General features: G+C 58.4%; 16 protein-coding genes. 11 read left to right on the top strand and 5 right to left on the bottom strand.

Features of this window, described 5'->3' with window-relative positions:
* The first annotated feature begins 3 nt into the window (after positions 1-3).
* The 3 genes from AC0L8G_RS00630 (at position 4) to AC0L8G_RS00620 (ending at position 2,416) form a co-directional block, all read left to right on the top strand.
* A complete protein-coding gene (locus AC0L8G_RS00630) occupies positions 4-1,029 on the top strand; it encodes a TIGR00341 family protein (RefSeq protein ID WP_473386060.1) in 1,026 nt (341 codons plus the stop codon).
* 230 nt (positions 1,030-1,259) lie between these two features.
* Entirely contained in the window at positions 1,260-1,955 is a 696-nt protein-coding gene (locus tag AC0L8G_RS00625; protein WP_473386059.1) for a pirin family protein, read from the top strand.
* Between the two features lie 20 nt (positions 1,956-1,975).
* A complete protein-coding gene (locus tag AC0L8G_RS00620; protein ID WP_473386058.1) occupies positions 1,976-2,416 on the top strand; it encodes an iron-sulfur cluster assembly scaffold protein in 441 nt (146 codons plus the stop codon).
* 191 nt (positions 2,417-2,607) lie between these two features.
* On the opposite strand, the gene gcvA is transcribed toward AC0L8G_RS00620, so the two are convergent.
* Complete coding sequence (gene gcvA, locus AC0L8G_RS00615) at positions 2,608-3,543, bottom strand: transcriptional regulator GcvA (protein ID WP_473386057.1); 936 nt, start codon at positions 3,541-3,543, stop codon at positions 2,608-2,610.
* A 262-nt stretch (positions 3,544-3,805) separates the two neighbouring features.
* On the opposite strand from gcvA, the gene cysG reads away from it, so the two are divergent.
* The 6 genes from cysG to AC0L8G_RS00585 are packed head-to-tail and all read left to right on the top strand — an operon-like array spanning position 3,806 to position 8,975.
* Complete coding sequence (gene cysG, locus AC0L8G_RS00610; protein ID WP_473386056.1) at positions 3,806-5,209, top strand: siroheme synthase CysG; 1,404 nt, start codon at positions 3,806-3,808, stop codon at positions 5,207-5,209.
* Positions 5,206-5,487 carry a DUF2849 domain-containing protein gene (locus AC0L8G_RS00605; RefSeq protein WP_473386055.1) on the top strand — a complete coding sequence of 94 codons (282 nt, stop codon included), beginning with the start codon at positions 5,206-5,208 and terminating at the stop codon, positions 5,485-5,487. Before cysG ends, AC0L8G_RS00605 begins: the two co-directional genes overlap by 4 nt.
* Before the next feature lie 3 nt (positions 5,488-5,490).
* Complete coding sequence (locus AC0L8G_RS00600; protein ID WP_473386054.1) at positions 5,491-6,114, top strand: glutathione S-transferase family protein; 624 nt, start codon at positions 5,491-5,493, stop codon at positions 6,112-6,114.
* The gene (locus AC0L8G_RS00595; protein WP_473386053.1) at positions 6,114-7,769 is read left to right on the top strand and encodes a nitrite/sulfite reductase; all 1,656 of its coding nucleotides are present in this window, start codon (positions 6,114-6,116) and stop codon (positions 7,767-7,769) included. Before AC0L8G_RS00600 ends, AC0L8G_RS00595 begins: the two co-directional genes overlap by 1 nt.
* Positions 7,756-8,220, top strand: a complete 465-nt coding sequence (locus AC0L8G_RS00590; RefSeq protein ID WP_473386052.1) for a DUF934 domain-containing protein — start codon at positions 7,756-7,758, stop codon at positions 8,218-8,220. Before AC0L8G_RS00595 ends, AC0L8G_RS00590 begins: the two co-directional genes overlap by 14 nt.
* 11 nt (positions 8,221-8,231) lie before the next feature.
* The gene (locus AC0L8G_RS00585; RefSeq protein ID WP_473386051.1) at positions 8,232-8,975 is read left to right on the top strand and encodes a phosphoadenylyl-sulfate reductase; all 744 of its coding nucleotides are present in this window, start codon (positions 8,232-8,234) and stop codon (positions 8,973-8,975) included.
* A gap of 25 nt (positions 8,976-9,000) precedes the next feature.
* Here AC0L8G_RS00585 and AC0L8G_RS00580 read toward each other — a convergent pair whose 3' ends face one another.
* Both AC0L8G_RS00580 and AC0L8G_RS00575 read right to left on the bottom strand, forming a co-directional pair.
* Positions 9,001-9,186, bottom strand: a complete 186-nt coding sequence (locus AC0L8G_RS00580) for a hypothetical protein (RefSeq protein WP_473386050.1) — start codon at positions 9,184-9,186, stop codon at positions 9,001-9,003.
* 47 nt (positions 9,187-9,233) lie between these two features.
* The gene (locus AC0L8G_RS00575) at positions 9,234-10,082 is read right to left on the bottom strand and encodes an alpha/beta fold hydrolase (protein ID WP_473386049.1); all 849 of its coding nucleotides are present in this window, start codon (positions 10,080-10,082) and stop codon (positions 9,234-9,236) included.
* 379 nt (positions 10,083-10,461) lie between these two features.
* On the opposite strand from AC0L8G_RS00575, the gene AC0L8G_RS00570 reads away from it, so the two are divergent.
* The gene (locus tag AC0L8G_RS00570; protein WP_473386048.1) at positions 10,462-13,566 is read left to right on the top strand and encodes a TonB-dependent receptor domain-containing protein; all 3,105 of its coding nucleotides are present in this window, start codon (positions 10,462-10,464) and stop codon (positions 13,564-13,566) included.
* 293 nt (positions 13,567-13,859) lie between these two features.
* Positions 13,860-15,743, top strand: coding sequence for a sulfotransferase (locus AC0L8G_RS00565; protein ID WP_473386047.1), 1,884 nt, complete (start codon positions 13,860-13,862; stop codon positions 15,741-15,743).
* Positions 15,744-15,833: 90 nt separating this feature from the next.
* Here AC0L8G_RS00565 and ahpD read toward each other — a convergent pair whose 3' ends face one another.
* Together ahpD and AC0L8G_RS00555 are read right to left on the bottom strand one after the other, a co-directional pair.
* Positions 15,834-16,364 (bottom strand): alkylhydroperoxidase, AhpD family, encoded by a 531-nt coding sequence (gene ahpD, locus AC0L8G_RS00560; RefSeq protein WP_473386046.1) that lies wholly within the window; start codon positions 16,362-16,364, stop codon positions 15,834-15,836.
* A gap of 77 nt (positions 16,365-16,441) precedes the next feature.
* Positions 16,442-16,987 carry a peroxiredoxin gene (locus AC0L8G_RS00555; protein WP_473388920.1) on the bottom strand — a complete coding sequence of 182 codons (546 nt, stop codon included), beginning with the start codon at positions 16,985-16,987 and terminating at the stop codon, positions 16,442-16,444.
* Between the last annotated feature and the right edge of the window lie 149 nt (positions 16,988-17,136).

Genomic DNA, 17,136 nt, shown 5'->3' with positions numbered 1-17,136 from the left:
ACGATGCGGCTGATCGAAGCTGTCTTTCCCGCTGGCAAGCGCGATCAGGTCGAAAAGGCCATCGAAGAACACAAGCCGTTGCATTGGCGTTTTTCCTCGACTGAGGAAGACGGGTATGCGGTGCTGCGCGCCCTGTTTGTCAGGGAGGGCGCTCAGGGGCTTGTGGATGCGCTGCAAAATATCTGCGCGAACGAGAAGGATTGGCGGATCATTGTCCTGCCGGTGGAGGCGACCGCGCCGCTGCCGGAGCAAGAAGAAGACAAGAAGGACGAGGAAAAGAGCGCGGGCGCCAAGAATGTCGCTTTGCGCGAGGAAATCTACAATGACGTTGCGGACGGCGCGAAGTTAAGCCTCGACTTTTTCATTCTTACTTTCGCTTCCGCCATTGTGGCGGCGCTCGGGCTTAATGCCGACAATATCGCCGCCGTGATCGGCGCGATGGTAATCGCGCCGCTATTGGGGCCGATTCTGGCGGTGTCGCTCGGCGCGGCGCTGGGGGACATAAAGCTGCTCTTGCGGGCCGGGCGAAATGCAATCGCCGGTCTGTCGCTTGGCTTTGCTACAGCAGCGATGATCGGCGTCTTTTTCGGCGTGAATCTTGAGAGCAACGAATTGATCAGCCGCACGGTGGCGGGACTCGACTCCGTCGTGCTGGCGCTTGCCGCGGGCGTCGCCGCTGCGCTGTCGATTGTCGCGGGCATTTCTTCGGCGCTGGTTGGCGTGATGGTGGCGGTGGCGTTGCTGCCGCCTGCAGCCGCGGCGGCGCTTTTTCTCGGCGCCGGGGAGTTTGGGTTTTTCGGGCGCGCCTTGCTGCTGCTGACGGTCAATGTGACCTGCATCATGCTCGCTGCGCAGGCGGTCTATATTTACAAAGGCATTCGCCCGCGCACCTGGTTTGAAAAGAAGGCGGCGTCGCGCGCTTCGCGCTTCAATCTGATTGTCTTGCTGATTTTGCTCGCGGCGCTGATCGCGGTCATTCTTCTTGCGCCGACGAGCGTTGTGCCGGGCGTTTCGGGCGCAACGAACTAGAGAGCAAGCGGTTCGCGCGCGCCTGAGCATCTTGCGGTGTCGCCCGCATTGCAGCGGGGCGAGGTTGCGACAGTCTGGGCGTTCACAGCTGCGTGGGTTCCCTCTGCGCCTCTTTAAATGCCGCAAACAGCATCCTAGATAGCGTCTAGTTCATCGACAATTCAGCTGCCGGAAGGCAGGCGTTTTCCGTGACCGCCACCTGACAGGCTGGCGTCGCGAGGAGGAGTGTTATGATTTCGATCCGCAAAGGTGTTGACCGTGGCCACGCCACTCACGGCTGGCTCGACACCCATCACACGTTTTCTTTCGCCAATTATTACCACCCGGAGCAAATGGGCTTTCGGGCGCTGCGGGTCATCAATGAGGACCGGATCAATCCCGGCGCCGGTTTCCCGACGCATCCGCATCAAGACATGGAAATCATCACCTATGTGTTGGAGGGCGCGCTTGCTCACAAGGATTCTACTGGCGGCGGCGGCGTCATCACGCCGGGCATGGTGCAATATATGTCTGCCGGGTCGGGCGTTACGCATAGCGAGTTCAATGCGTCAGATACGGAGCCTTTGCATCTCTACCAGATCTGGCTGCTGCCAAACGAAAAGGGCGGGGCGCCGCGCTATGAAGAGCGCGAGATCGGCGACGCCCGCGAAGGCGCATTGAAGCTCGTCGCCTCGCCGGATGGCCGCGACGGGTCCTTTGCGATCCGCCAGGATGCGCGCCTTTACGCTTCGGTCGTCAAGGAAGGCGAGACCCTGTCGCACCGGTTTGCGCCCGGCCGTCATGGCTGGCTGCAAATCGCCAAAGGCGGAGTTGAGGTCGGCGGGCTCACTATGCAGGCGGGCGACGGCGCGCGTATCTCGGTGGAAGACACGGTAGCCTTCACCGCCGTCGCGGATAGTGAAGTCCTGCTGTTTGACTTGCCGTAAAAAACCGCCACATAGGGCGCATGTTGAGCGAACTCTATACTGGTGGCGTGCTTGATGCGGCGGCGGCGATCCCACCGGCGCATCGGCTGTCCTCGCCTGACGCCAGCGCAACCAAAGTCAGTCGCGTTTGCGGCTCGGAAGTTTCCGTTGACTTGCGGATGGATGGCGACCGTGTCGTTGAATTCGGGATGGAGGCGAAAGCGTGCGCGCTGGGGCAGGCGTCCGCTTCCATTCTTGCGCGCAATATTGTCGGCGCCGAAGCGGGCGAGCTTTACGTCTTGCGCGATCAGATGCGTGCGATGTTGAAAAATGACGGCGCCGCACCGGCCGGTGAACGCTGGGCGGATCTCGCCATGCTGGCGCCCATTCGCGACTATCCGCAGCGTCACGCATCCACATTGCTGGTATTTGAAGCGGTATGCGCGTGCCTCGATCAGCTCGGTTTTTGCGCTGAAAATTAGGCGATTTTGTGAAGCGCTAATCTTTTTTCAGCGTTCACGTCATTCTGACGTGTTTGTCATCCGCGTCGATCTTGATTGCGCGCGATGAAGGACCATTTCCGTATTCGACGAGGCGGCCCGGCTTTCTCTCCCCAATGTGGGGCCGCCAATCGGGCGCCTGCGCCGTCCCCCCACGGCGCAGGCGTTATTTTTTAAGCGGCTGCTTCTTGCGCTTCTGACGCGTCCGCGCTTTCCGCCGCTTCCTTCATCACCCAGGCCTTGAACGCTTTCACCGCTGGCGACGATGATTTCGACGGCGGGTGGACGAGGTAATAAGAAAATTCTGTCGGCGTCGTCAGGTCGAAGGGAATGACGAGCCGCGCGGCTTCAAGATCCGCCAGCGCTAGCGCCGCTTTCGCAAGTGCGACGCCCTTGCCGGCGACCGCCGCTTCGATGACCAGCGATGACTGATTGAACTTCAGGCCGCGATCGCCCTGCTTGTGTTCGACGCCGGCGGCTTTCAGCCACATCGGCCATGTCGGGCAGCCGGGGTCTTTGTCATTGCCGGAATCATGCAGCAGCGTGTGATGGGCGAGATCTTCCGGCTTCTTGATCGGATGATCGCCTGTAAGCAATTGCGGGCTGCAGACCGGGACGATCTTTTCCGCCATCAGGTGTTCGGTGATCAGGCCGGTATAGCGCCCGCCGCCATATCGGATGGCGATGTCCACATCATCGACCGCGAAATCCACCACATTCATGTCCGCGGAAACCCAGACATCGATATCGGGATGGGCCTCTTGGAACCGGTCGAGGCGCGGCACAAGCCATTTGGAGGCGAAGGAGGGGGCGACGGAGACCGTCAGCCGGCCCGCATCGGCCTTTTTGGAGAGGATTTCTCCGGCTTCCACCAGCTTGTCGAACCCCTCCCGCAAGACGGGCAGGCTGGCCTGCGCCTCATCAGTCAGCAGCAGGGCGCGCTTATGGCGGCGGAAAACCGGCGTCTGCAGGAAGTCCTCCAGCGCCTTGATTTGCTGGCTGACAGCGCCAGGGGTCACATGCAGCTCTTCAGCCGCTTTAGTGAAACTTAAGTGGCGAGCGGCGGCCTCAAACACTTTCAAGGCGTTCAGGGGCGGCAATTGCTTCATTTTCTGGGCACTCTCTCCTCTTCGGCAGTGTTTTTTCAGATAGAATTGCTAATAAGGCAAGGGAAAATATGCACGTCACCAGTTTGTGAAGCGTGGATAAGGCAATCTGATTTACGGATTGGCCAGCAAACGCGTGATTTTCACAGAAAACCTATCAGGATTGGCAGAAATATTCGATTGAGGCCGGGAAACCTTGCTCATAGCTTCCCATCAACGCCGCCGGGGTGCGGCCGAGTTTTTGGGGTTAGATTAGATTATCTATATGAAAGCGTTTCCTGCCCATATCGATCTTCGCGGTCGGCCAGTGGTCATCCTTGGCGGCGGGGCCGCCGCTTTGGCCAAGGCGCGGCTGATGTTGTCAGCAGACGCAGCATTGAGTCTGATCTCTCCTGAATTCGCCGCGGAGACTCGCGCTGAGCTTGCCGGCAAGGCCCGCCTGATCGAACGCGATCCTGTCGCTGGCGATGTCGAGGCGGCGGCGCTGCTCTTCATCGCCGATCTGGATGAAGCTGTGGCGCAGCGCTGGGCGGAGGTCGCGCGCATGGCCGGCGTTCTGCTCAATGTTGTGGACCAGCCGGCGCTTTGCGATTTCACGACGCCATCGATCATTGATCGCGGCCGTGTCGTAATTTCCATTTCGACTGGCGGCGCGGCGCCCGTGCTGGGCAAGAAACTGCGCGCCGACATAGAAGCCTTGTTGCCGCCACAGCTCGGCGCGCTTGCTGATTTCGCAGATCGTTATCGTGACGCAGTGAAGTCGCGGTTTGAATTTGCGGCGCGCCGTCCGTTCTGGGAAACGTTTTTCGCCGGACCGATCGCAGCGCAGGTTCTCGCTGGCGATGAGCGCGGCGCTCATGAAGCGATGCTCGCGCTTATCAACCGTCAGCAAGCGGAAGAAAAAACCGGAATCGTGCATATTGTCGGCGCTGGGCCGGGTGATCCCGATCTCCTGACGATCAAGGCGTTGCGACTGCTGCAGCGCGCTGACGTCATCCTTCATGACCGCCTGGTCAGCGATGAGATTTTGTCGCTGGCGCGCCGCGATGCGGATCGGCTTTATGTGGGCAAGGCGAAGTCCAATCACGCTGTGCCGCAAGAAGAAATTGAAGCGCGCATGATCCAGCTGGCGCGCGAAGGGAAAATGGTCGTGCGCCTCAAGGGCGGCGATCCGTTCGTCTTTGGGCGCGGCGGCGAGGAACTCGATGCGCTGCGCGAAGCGGGCATTCCTGTCTTTGTCACGCCGGGCATTACGGCGGCGACCGGCTGCGCCGCCGCAGCCAATATGGCGCTCACCCATCGCGACCACGCTCAGGCGGTCACCTTCGTCACCGGCCACGCCAAGGGTGAGGCGGATCCCGACCTCGACTGGGCGGCGCTGGCGGCGCTGAAAAACACGCTGGTTGTTTATATGGGCGTGACCAAGGCCGAAACGATTGCAGGCAATCTGATCGAGCATGGCCGCGGCGCCGAAACGCCAGTGGCGGTGATCGAAAACGGAACGCGTGAAACGCAAAAAGTCGTCAAAGGCGCGCTTGGCGATCTCCCTCGTCTTCTTGAGGCGGGCGGGATCAAAGGGCCGGCGCTGCTTGTTATTGGCGAAGTCGCCGCGCTCGCCGATGGCGATGCGCTTGTTGACCTTATTGGAAAAGAAAGGCTCGTCGCATGAAGGCTGTTACTGCAAACCGCTTGGATGATGGCGCCGTTGTCTATCTCGGCGACGATGATAGCTGGACTCCTACGCTCGCCGCCGCTGCGCGCTTTGAAAATGACGAAGCAAAGTCAGTCCTCGCCGCCGCCCTGTCGCGGGTGAAGGAAATCTCCGACGCCTATTTGATCGATGTTGATGAGAATGGCGCGCCTGCCGGGCGTGAAACGCTGCGCGAAACCATTCGCAAGTCTGGCCCGACCGTGCGGACCGATCTTGGCTATCAGGCGGGCGCTTAATTTATGAGCAAGCTCAGAATTTACGGCGACGCGATCAGCGGCAATTGCCTCAAGGTCAAGTGGACCGCTGATTTGCTCGGTCTCGATTACGACTGGATTGAAACCAGCGTTCTCGATGGGCAAACCCGCACGCCCGAATTTCTGGCGATGAACCCGGCAGGGCAAGTCCCCACGGTCGTTTTGCCGGACGGTCAGGTGTTGGCGCAGTCCAATGCGATCATGCTTTATCTCAATCGCGCGCATGGCGGCGCATTGCTGCCAGAAGGCGACTATGCGCAAGGCAAGGTCTTCGAATGGCTGTTCTGGGAGCAATATTCCCATGAGACATGCATCGCGGTCCGCCGCTTTCATAAGCACTATTTGAAAAAGCCTGACGCCGAGATTGATCCGAAGCTGATGGGGAAGGGCGTTGCGGCGCTGACCTTGCTTGAGAATGCGCTGAAGGATGCGACCTATCTTGTAGGCGATGCGCTGAGCGCCGCCGACATTGCGCTGGTCGCCTATACGCGTCTCGCACCGGAAGGCGGCTTTGACCTCGAACCATTCCCCGCCATTCGCCAATGGATCGCGCGTGTTGAGCGCGACCTGAAAATTCAACCCGCCCCCAATACAATGAAGGCCGCCTGATGTACCGCTATGATGAATTTGATGCGACGATGGTCGCTGAACGGGTCGCGCAATTTCGCGGCCAGGTAGAGCGCCGTCTCGCCGGTGAGCTGACTGAAGATCAGTTCAAGCCGCTGCGTTTGATGAACGGGCTCTATCTGCAGCTGCACGCCTATATGCTTCGCGTCGCCGTTCCCTATGGCGCCATGTCGTCGAAACAGATGCGCCGCCTTGGGGAGATCGCGCGCAAATATGACCGCGGCTACGGCCATTTCACAACGCGTCAGAATATTCAGTATAACTGGCCGGCGCTGGTCGATGTGCCTGACCTGCTTGATGAGCTTGCAGATGTTGAAATGCATGCGATCCAGACATCGGGCAATTGCATCCGCAATGTCACCTCGGATCAATATGCGGGCGCCACCGCCGAAGAAGTCGAGGATCCGCGTCCTTATTGCGAAATGATCCGGCAGTGGTCGACTTTTCATCCGGAATTTTCGTTTCTGCCGCGCAAGTTCAAAATTGCCGTCACGGCGGCGGACAATGATCGCGCTGCGGTCAAGGTGCATGATATCGGCTTGCGCCTGCATAAAAACGACGAAGGCGAGACCGGTTTCGAAGTGATCGTCGGCGGCGGGTTGGGCCGCACGCCCTATGTGGGTCACGCGATCCGCAAATTCCTGCCAAAGCAATACTTACTGTCTTATCTTGAGGCGATCCTGCGGGTTTATAATCTCGAAGGCCGCCGGGATAATATGTACAAGGCGCGCATCAAGATTCTCGTCAATGCCGAGGGCATCGAGAAATTCTCGCAGATGGTTGAAGAAGAATGGGCGCAGATCAAGCGCGAGGAAATCGATCTGCCTCGCGAAGAGATGGCGCGGATTGACGCTTACTTCGCGGCCCCGGCTTTTGAGACCTTGCCGGATGAAAGCGCTTCACTGGAAGAAAACAAAGCGAGCGACAAGGAATTTGCGCGCTGGCTGCGGGTCAACACGGTCGCCCACAAGGCGCCGGGTTACGCCATCGTCAATATATCGCTCAAACCCATTGGCGGCATTCCCGGCGACATATCCGATGTGCAGATGGAAGCGGTCGCAGATATTGCTAAGCAATATTCGCTCGACGAAATTCGCGCGACCCATGAGCAAAATCTCGTTCTGCCGCATGTCAAAAAAGACGACCTTTACGCCGTATGGACCGCGTTGAAGGCGGCGGAACTCGCCACCGCCAATATCGGGCTGGTCAGCGATATCATCGCTTGTCCGGGGCTTGATTATTGCTCCCTTGCCAATACCCGCTCGATCCCGGTGGCGCAGCGCATCGCGGAACGCTTCGCCAGCCTCGACGACCAGGAAGATCTCGGCGAGCTGAAGATCAAGATTTCCGGCTGCATCAACGCTTGCGGCCACCACCATGTGGGTCATATCGGCATTCTCGGCGTCGATAAAAAAGGCGAGGAATTCTATCAGGTGACGCTTGGCGGCTCCGGCGCTGAAGATGCGTCGCTGGGTGAGATCGCCGGCCGCGGCCTGTCTTCGGAACAAGTTGTCGACGCAGTTGAAAAACTCGTCTCTGTCTATCGCAAGACCCGTCAGGGTAAGGAACGTTTTCTCGACACCTATCGGCGCATTGGCGCTGATCCTTTCAAGGAGGCTTTGTATGAAGCTGCTTAAGATTTCCCGCAATAAATTGTTGCCGGCGCTTGAAGAGCCCCTCGCGGAAGTCTCGCTTGAAGATTGGCGCGACAATCCGCAAGGTCATCCTGACGCGACCGCGCTGACGATTTCCAATGCGACGTCGCTGGCCGACATCAAATGCGATATTCACGGCTTCTCCGTGATCATTCTCGCCTTCCCGGTATTCAAGGACGGCCGCGCTTACTCACAAGCCCGGCTGCTGCGTGAGCGCTATGGATATACGGGCGAAATTCGCGCCCGCGGCGACGTGTTGTTCGACCAGCTTTCGTTCATGGCCCGTTGCGGCATCAATGCTTTTGAGTTCGCCGGTCCGAATGCAGAGAATGCAGGCGCGGCCATGCGCGAATTCACCTTCGCCTATCAGACATCTGCAGATGGTGCTGCGCCGGTCTGGCGCAAACGCCTTGACCGCGCAGCCGCGGCGTAAAGGGGGCGTTCATGGGCGCATCGGCAGTATCTGTGCGGGCGGAAACCTTGCTGGACTCTCACGCCAATGACGAGCGCGAAGCGCTGGCGCGCCAGCTTGCGCAAAAACATGCTGGCGATGATGCGCTGGAGATCCTGCGCGTTGCGATCACCGAGGAGTTCGCCGGGCGTATTGCGCTGGTGTCGTCTTTTGGCGCGGAGTCGGCGGCGTTGCTGCATCTCGTTGCGCAAGTCGACAAATCGCTTCCCGTGATTTTTCTTGAGACCGGCAAGCACTTTGCGCAGACCCTGAGTTATCGCAAAAAACTGGCGAACCAGCTTGGCCTTACCGATGTGCGCGATATTCGTCCGTCTGCGGAAGGGGTTGCTGCGCGCGATCCGGCTGGTGATTTGTGGAAGCGCGATGCGGACGCTTGCTGCACCCTGCGCAAGGTGGAGCCTTTAGAGCCTGCGCTGGGTGAATTCGACGCCTGGATTACGGGCCGCAAGCAGTTTCATGGCGGCGGGCGCATGCATCTTCCGGCGTTTGAAGCCTCGCCCGCCCATATCAAGGTCAATCCGCTGGTGCGCTGGTCGAAAGCCGACATCGACGCGTATTTCGAAGAACATGAATTGCCGGCGCACCCGCTGATCGCGCAGGGCTATCCGTCTATCGGCTGCTGGCCCTGCACCCATCCGGCGGCGGCGGGCGAAGATGTGCGCGCCGGGCGCTGGCGTGGCGCGGCGAAAACCGAATGCGGCATTCACGGGCGGTAATTCGGGCCGGCTTGGTCGGCAGTCCTCAAGATATCGAAGCGTCGCGCCGTATCATTAAAAATGACGCGGACAAAAACGCGAGGGCGGCGCCGATAAACATGGCGCCACGGATCGCCCGCATTTCGATGCCGCCATACAGAGCTACAAGCGCAACAGCGACGCCGATCAGAACAAGCACACTGACAATGGCGGTTTTCGGTGATTTCGACATAAGCGCTCTCCTAGTCCCTTCTCAGGCTAGCCCGGCCATTGCGTAATTCATAGGGCGTGCAGCTGAAAAAAGCCTTCTATCGCTGCCCACGCCGCCGGTTCGGTGAGCATGGGCGCGTGGCCGACATTTGGAACTTCCACATAGTCGAATGAAGGATGCACGGCCCGCATCTTGTCGACGATCTCGGGCGTCAGGAGGTCGCTGATCGCACCGCGGATGAGCAAGGTCGGCTTGTCCTTCAGGCTTTCAAACGGTGCCCAGAGGTCCGGAGCGGGGCCGACCTCAGTCAGCGCCTTGCCGATATTCTGGTCATAATCGAGGGACCAAGACCCGTCCGGGTTTTCCCGAAAGGTGCGGCGGGCGAAGCGCGCCCAGAAGCCGTCGTCCTCGTTGGGAAAGGCGACGCCGTTGACTGCGCGGATTTCCTCAATCGCCGCCTCAAACGTAGCAACCACGGCGGCTGTCTTTCCCGCATATCCGGCAATCCGGGTGATCCCTTCGACAGCGAATTCCGGACCCACATCATTGATAATAGCGGCGGCGACCCGCGCCGGAGCGGCCTGATTGACCAGCATGGACACAATGCCGCCCAAGGACGTACCGAGGAATATGGCGTCGCTGAGCTTCAACACGTCCATCGCTTTCAGGACGTCGTCCCGATAGGTTAGCGGATGATAGCTTAAATAATCTGGATCATAGTCGGATTCGCCGCGCCCGCGCATGGTCAGCGCTATAACATCGCGCCCGGTTGCTGCGATGCGAGGGGCCAACTCCTCAAAATCACGTTCGTTTCGCGTCAGGCCATGAAGGCAAATCACCGGCGTTTTGCGGCCGCCGCTATAGCGGCTTGCGCTCAGCTTCAGCGCCGGTGAGATTGTAATGGACGTGTTGCTCAATTTTTTGGCCCTCCGCATGCGCAGATGTCGCATGCCTTTTGTCGTTAAAGAGTTTTTGTGGCGGACGCCGAAAGCAAACGCTTCACCGCATGATTACAACGTCTCGTCGCGTGAAGATAACGCTTCGTCGCATGTCAGTTCTTTACGCGATATTAACGTCGGTTAATGCCCGTTAACCAGTTGTGATGATTATGCCACAAGAAAAATCAATTGAAGAATAGCGCTACTATACATCGTTGACCTATTCCCCGCCATCAACCTAGCATTTTCGTTAATGCCAAGCGTTGGCATGAAGTGAGCGCCCTTTTCGGGCAGCGAACCTTCCAAATGTAAAAACAGCTGCTGCGTCATCGCAGCGAGCTTCCAGAAGGGGATTGAAATGCGATCCACAGAAATCGCGAAGCGTTTGCTTCGCACCACTATGCTCGCCGGTATACTCACCGGCGCGGCGACGGCGGCTAACGCGCAAGATGATGCGGCGACGGGCGATGTCGTCATCGTCACCGGCTCGCGTATTGCGCAGCCGAACCTGACTTCACCCTCGCCGCTGACTGTCGTTTCTCCAGAAGACATCAGGCTGCAGGGCACGACCCGGGTCGAAGACCTGCTTAACTCGCTTCCGGCTGTGTTCGCGAGCCAGGCTTCGTCTTTGGCGAACGGCGCAGACGGTACAGCGTCGGTTGACCTTCGCGGTCTCGGCACGACTCGTACATTGGCGCTGGTAAACGGCCGCCGCCTGATTCCTGGCGACCCGAGCCCGACCAGCGGTTCCGCTGCGGACATCAACATCATTCCTGCCGCGATCTTGAAACGCGTTGACATCTTCACCGGCGGCGCATCGTCGGTCTACGGCGCGGACGCTGTCGCAGGCGTTGTCAACTTCATCGTCGACAAGGATTTTGACGGCCTTCGCATTGATGGCCAGTACAGCTTCTATCAGCACAATAATAATGACGATCTCCTCCCGCCGCTTCTGGACGCGAGTGGGTTTCCGTATCCGACAGGCAGCTCCACCGATGGCGAGGCTGTTGATTTCACGCTGATGTACGGCACGGATTTCGGCGATGATCGCGGTCACGCAATGGCGTATTTCGGATACCGCAAGGTCAATGCTGTAATTCAAGCTGAACGTGATTACGGCGCTTGCGTGCTGCAAAACTCGAGCACGACCACGCATAATTGCGGTGGTTCTGCAACATCGCCAGAAGGCAACATCCTGGTCTTTGACACGGATGTCACACCTGGCACGTCGACGTTCTACACCTTCACGCCTGGCGGCGGCCTGGCTCCGGGGTTGACCGTATTCAACTTCGCGCCGTTCAATCACTATCAACGCCCTGACGAGCGCTACACTGCGGGCATGTTCGTTGATTATGAAATCAACGAGATGGTCAAGCCGTACATGGAATTCATGTTCATGGACGACCAGACAAATGCGCAGATCGCACCGTCGGGCAACTTCGCGAACACCCAGTCTGTGAACTGCGACAACCCGTTGATGTCAGCTGAGCAGCTTGCGGTCATTTGTGACGCGGATAACCTGATCAACGGTTTCCTCGGCACGTTTCCGCTTGCAACAACGGCAAGCTACAATCCGAACCCGGGCGACGCGCCGCTTACCTTCTTTGACTCCCTTGGCAATACCTACAATCGCGGCTTCATGCAGCCGCTGCGCAGAAACGTCGAAGGCGGCCCGCGTCAGGCGCTTCTCGGCCACTCGACGTTCCGTGCGGTTCTGGGTTCCAAGGGCGACCTTGGCGACTATTGGTCGTATGACGCCTACTATCAGTTCAGCAAGGTCTCCTACACTCAGACCTATATCAACGAGTTTTCGATTGCTCGTTTGAACAACGCGCTGAACGCCGTCACCGATACGCGTGCGGGAAGCGCGACTTTCGGTGAAGTTGTCTGTCGCTCGGTTATTGACGGCAGCGATCCGAACTGCGTGCCTTACGATCTTTTCGCTGGCGCCGGCGGCGCTTCGCCTGAGGCTGTCGCTTATCTGTCAGCTCAGGGCCTGCAAACCGGTGAGACAACTGAATCAGTCTTCAACGCCTCTATTACTGGCGACCTTGGCGAATACGGCGTGCAGTTCCCATCTGCAAATGACGGCGTGAAAGTCAACGTCGGTCTCGAATGGCGGAAGACTGCGCTTAACCTGGTTACGGACAACGCGTTTGCGACTGGCGACCTTACCGGTCAGGGCGCGCCGACATTGCCGACTTCCGGCGACATCAAAGTGCTCGAATTCTTTGGCGAGACGCAGATTCCGGTAATTCAGGACGGCTTCGTCGAGGACTTCACAATCTACGCCGGCTACCGCCGGTCTGATTATGAAACCAGCTCGGGCGGAGAGTTCGGCACTGACACATGGAAAGTCGGTGCTGACATTTCTCCGAACTCGCAGTTCCGTCTTCGCGGCACCTACAACCGCGCTGCACGGGCGCCGAACATTCAGGAGCTGTTCTCAGCGGCTTATGTGGGTCTGTCCGGTTCTAGCGATCCTTGCGGGGGCATCACCATCACAGCCACAGACTATGGCTGTATCGCTCAAGGCCTGGCTATTGGCAGCGGCACGCCGCTGAACCCGGCTGGTCAGTACAATGGCGGCCTCGGCGGCAACCCGGACCTGCAGCCGGAAACGGCTACGACCTGGACAGTCGGCGGCGTCATTCAACCTGACTTCATCGACGGCCTCGCGCTTACAGTTGATTACTACAACATCAAACTGCAGGACGCGATCAACTCGTTCGGTCCTGACGCGATCCTCGCCGATTGCGTCGCCAACGCGACTGCGACCTTCACGCCGGCTTCATGCGGCCTTGTGAACCGCAACGTCGCCGGATCGATCTGGCTGACGCCAGGCGGGTTTGTTCAGGATACGCCGGAAAACGTCGGCTCGATCCAGACACGCGGTATCGAGATCAGCACGCTCTACAGCTTTGATCTCGCCAGCGCAGGCTCCCTGTCAGTCGACTTCACGGGCACAAAACTTCTGTCCTATGAATTCGATAACGGCCTGACGCCGATCTATGAATGCGCAGGTTACTATGGTCCGACATGTAGCGCTGGCGGCACAACCAACACTGGTGCTCCGCTGCCGAAATGGCGTCATAAAGCACGCTTTAGCTACCGCACGGCGTTCGATCTGGGGCTTTCTCTCCAGTGGCGCTATATCGGGTCTGTCACTGCTGAGACCCTTTCGTCAGACGTGTCGCTGGCCGGTGCGCCTGCGTCCGTTATCGATGACGAAATTTCCGCAACGAGCTACTTCGACCTCGTCGCGACCTATGTTCACAACGACTCCTACACACTGCGTCTTGGTGTGAACAACATTCTCGACAAACAACCGCCTTACGTAACGTCTGGCCGCGGCGGCACTGCCAATTTGTGCCCGACCGGTCCGTGTAACGGCAACACTTACCCGGCGACTTATGACGGTCTTGGCCGTTACCTGTTCGCCAATGTGACGCTCGAATTCTAAATCGAGCACACGCTGAACAAGAGCAGAGGACTCCTTCGGGGGTCCTCTGTTTTTTTTACGGGTTGCTATGATAGACAACTCCTCCCGCCATTGGCGGTCGCCAATGAGCCCCCTGCCGCGCAGGCTGGAGACTAAATGACCGAACCGACTTTATCGCAAAATCCGCCCCCCGATTATTTGGCGCAGGCTGTAAACGCTGCGCGCAGCGGCGACATGCGCCGTGCGCAGGAGTTCGCTGAGCTTGGGCTTGGCTCAGGGCAAGGCGATGCGGCCGCTTTCCATGCTTTTTGGGCATGGTGTTCGCCAGAACAGGAGAGCGGAAGAAGGCGGCGGACCATCTTTCCAGCGCCCATAGCGCGCGTCCTGATGACGTCACCATCGCCTGCAATCTTATCGCTATTCTCATGGAGGATAAGCGTGAGGCGGACGCGCTGGCGATTGCGACGGAAAAGCTCGCACTGTCAGATCAGAGCTTGCGCGTCGCGCGCTATCGCGGGTTTCTCGCCCAGCAGTGCGAAGACTTTGCCGATGCGGTCAAGGCGTACGAAATTGTTCTCGCGAAAGAGCCAGATGATTTTGAGATTCTGAACAATCTCGGCAACGCAAGATCGGGCATGGGAGATCACGAAGGCGCAGTAGAAGCTTTACGTCGCGCCTTGGAACTGGATTCGAATGCGGCGCCGACTCATATGAATCTGGCATCAGCCTATACCGCCCTGGGCCGCAATGACGATGCGGAAGAAGTGCTAAAAGCGGCGGCGAAAAAATTCCCGGCCGACCCTCAGCCGCATTATCGTCTGTATGTGCTCGACAAAAGTCTTTTCAGGCAGGGCGAAGCGGTCTCTGCGCTTGAAGAATGTGTCAAGCGCGCGCCGGACATTGCCGAATATCAGCTGAAACTCGCGATTGAATATGGCGTCGAGCGACGCACGCAAGAGGCGGAGCGCGCCTATCGCCGGACGATCGAACTCGACCCGTTGGAGCAAGGCGCATATCTCGGTCTTGCAATTCAGTATGAACATACAAACCGCGAGGATGAATTTGCGCCGTTGATCGAGTTGGCGAAGCGCAATGGGATTGGCGATGGCCCTTGCGCATTCATCGAGGCGTTGGAGCTGCGGCGCCTTGGAGAATTTGAAGTAGCCCTTGAGCGCCTGAAGGCCGTGCCGGAAGATGTAGAGCGCATCCGCGCGGCGCATATAAAAGCGACGCTATTGGAGCGCTTGAAACGCAGCGACGAAGCGTTTGCAGCGTTCACTCACGCGAATGACCTGGCGGCGGTGGATAATCCAACCGAACCGCTGGAGCGCGCCGCAAAACTGCGCGATGACCTTAGGGCAAGTTTTGATTTGCTGAAGCCGGAATTATGCGGTTCATGGGACAATATTGCAGCAGACGATGGACGCGACGACCCGGTCTTTCTTGTCGGGTTTCCACGTTCCGGCACAACCTTGCTCGATACGATCCTGATGGGGCATCCGGACGCCGTCGTGATGGAAGAACAGCCGCCGCTCAACATCGTTGAGGAAGAGCTTGGTGGTCTGACCGCCTTTGCGTCGCTTAACGCAAGCGAACTTGCAAAGGCGCGCCGGCGCTATTTCGAAGAGGTCGAAAAAATCCAGCCGGTCGCGCCGGGGAAATTGCTGATCGACAAATCACCGCTGTTTCTCTATCGCGCGCCGACCATTCATCGGCTGTTCCCGCGCGCGAAATTTATTCTGGCGTTGCGCCATCCTTGCGATGTTGTCCTTAGCTGTTTCATGAGCAATTTCCGCCTGAATTCAGCCATGTCGAATTTCCTACGACTTGAAGACGCCGTCGAGTTTTATGATGTTTGTTTCAGTCACTGGAAACAGTCGCGCGCCTTGCTCCCGATTGATGTTCATACGATTGTCTATGAGCGGTTGGTGGAGGATGTCGCCGGAGAGGTCGGGCCGTTGCTCGACTGGCTCGGCCTTGAGCAGAACGCGGAGATATTCGATCATCGCAAGACGGCGAAGGCGCGCGGATTGATCACGACGGCGAGCTACTCGCAGGTGACCGAACCGATTTACAAGCGCGCCTCCGGTCGGTGGGAGCGATATCGATCCCATCTTGAGCCGGTTTTAGATGGTCTTGCGCCTTGGGCGGAAGAGTTCGGATATGGCGACCCGCGTAAGCCTGGCGAAAAAGGCTGACGGCGCCGCGACGCTCAACACGGTTTGCCCATATGAAAGCCGCGCCGACGCAAAAGCGCCGGCGCGGCTTTGTTTTCGGGGGAGGGCTTTCTAGGCTAGCGCGGATTCCGCGGTCAGCACCGCGGCGGCGGCGTTGACGGCTGCTGCGATGCGCAGCGCTGTTTGCACCTGGTCAGTCTTGAGCCCGGCCTTGCGCACGACTTTCTCATGGCTGTCGAGGCACATGCCGCAACCATTCACGGCGGAGACGGCCAGTGACCAGAGTTCAAAGTCGACCTTGTCGACGCCGGGATTGCCGATGACGTTCATCCGCAGCTTGGCCGGCATGGTTGCATATTCCGGCGCAGACATAAGGTGCGTTGCGCGGTAATAGACATTGTTCATGCCCATGATCGCGGCGGCGGCCTTTGCGGCGGTGAGCGCTTCTGGCGAGAGTTTTGATTCGACTTCCGCGACGACCGCTTTGATTACGGTTGCGTTGCCGGCGGCGAGGGCGGAGGCGAGAAATGCACCCCATTTTTGCTGATCCGTAAGGCCGGTTTCCGACGCCAGCGTGCCGAGGTTCAGGCGAATGTCTTTTGCGTAATCCGGGATTTGATCGCGTAGCGCATCAATGCTCATTGTTTTCTCCTTTTCATTGGATGCAAAAAGGGCGCGGCGGCGCTTTGAAAGCCGCGCGCGCCCTTCTTTCGTCTGATTTAAAGCGTGTCGCCGCCGAGCGGGCGGTTGCAGGCGCAAAGTTCATCCGTCTGCAGACCATCAAGAATACGCAGGGTTTCCTGCGGATTGCGGCCGACATTCAGGCCGTTGACCGTGACATGCTGGATCACATTATGCGGGTCAACGAGGAAGGTTGCGCGCAGCGCCACGCCTTCCGGCGCGCGGATGCCAAGACCGTCAACCAGCGAGCCGGTTGTGTCTGCGAACTGCCAGGACGGAAGTTTGTCGAGATCCGGGTGATCGCGGCGCCAGGCGAGTTTACAGAATTCGTTGTCCGTGCTGCCGCCCATGACGATCGCATCGCGGTCTTCGAATTCCTTTGTGAGGCGGCCGAACTCAGCGATCTCGGTGGGGCAGATGAAGGTGAAATCTTTCGGGTAGAAATAGATCACTTTCCATTTGCCGGAAAAGCTGTCCTGCGTGATGTCCTCAAACGCAGATTTCCCGTTTTCTTCGTGGGAGTTGAATCCGGGCTTTACGCCTACAACAGAAAAATCGGGAAGCTTATCGCCGACGCCTAACATGCGTGTCTCCTTTTTGGGTTTCATTCAAATCCTAGGGCTCTTTAACGAGCCAGCAAGAGTTAGATAACGCTCTTGGAAAATTAATCAAATAGATTATATTACTCAATAATATCGATTTAACCGATTTCTATGCAAAGCCGAAAAGGTCA

The organism is Hyphococcus sp. D3-15, from assembly GCF_055809375.1.
The sequence above is the reverse complement of the archived record's forward strand: the minus strand, read 5'-3'. Positions and strand labels throughout refer to the sequence as shown.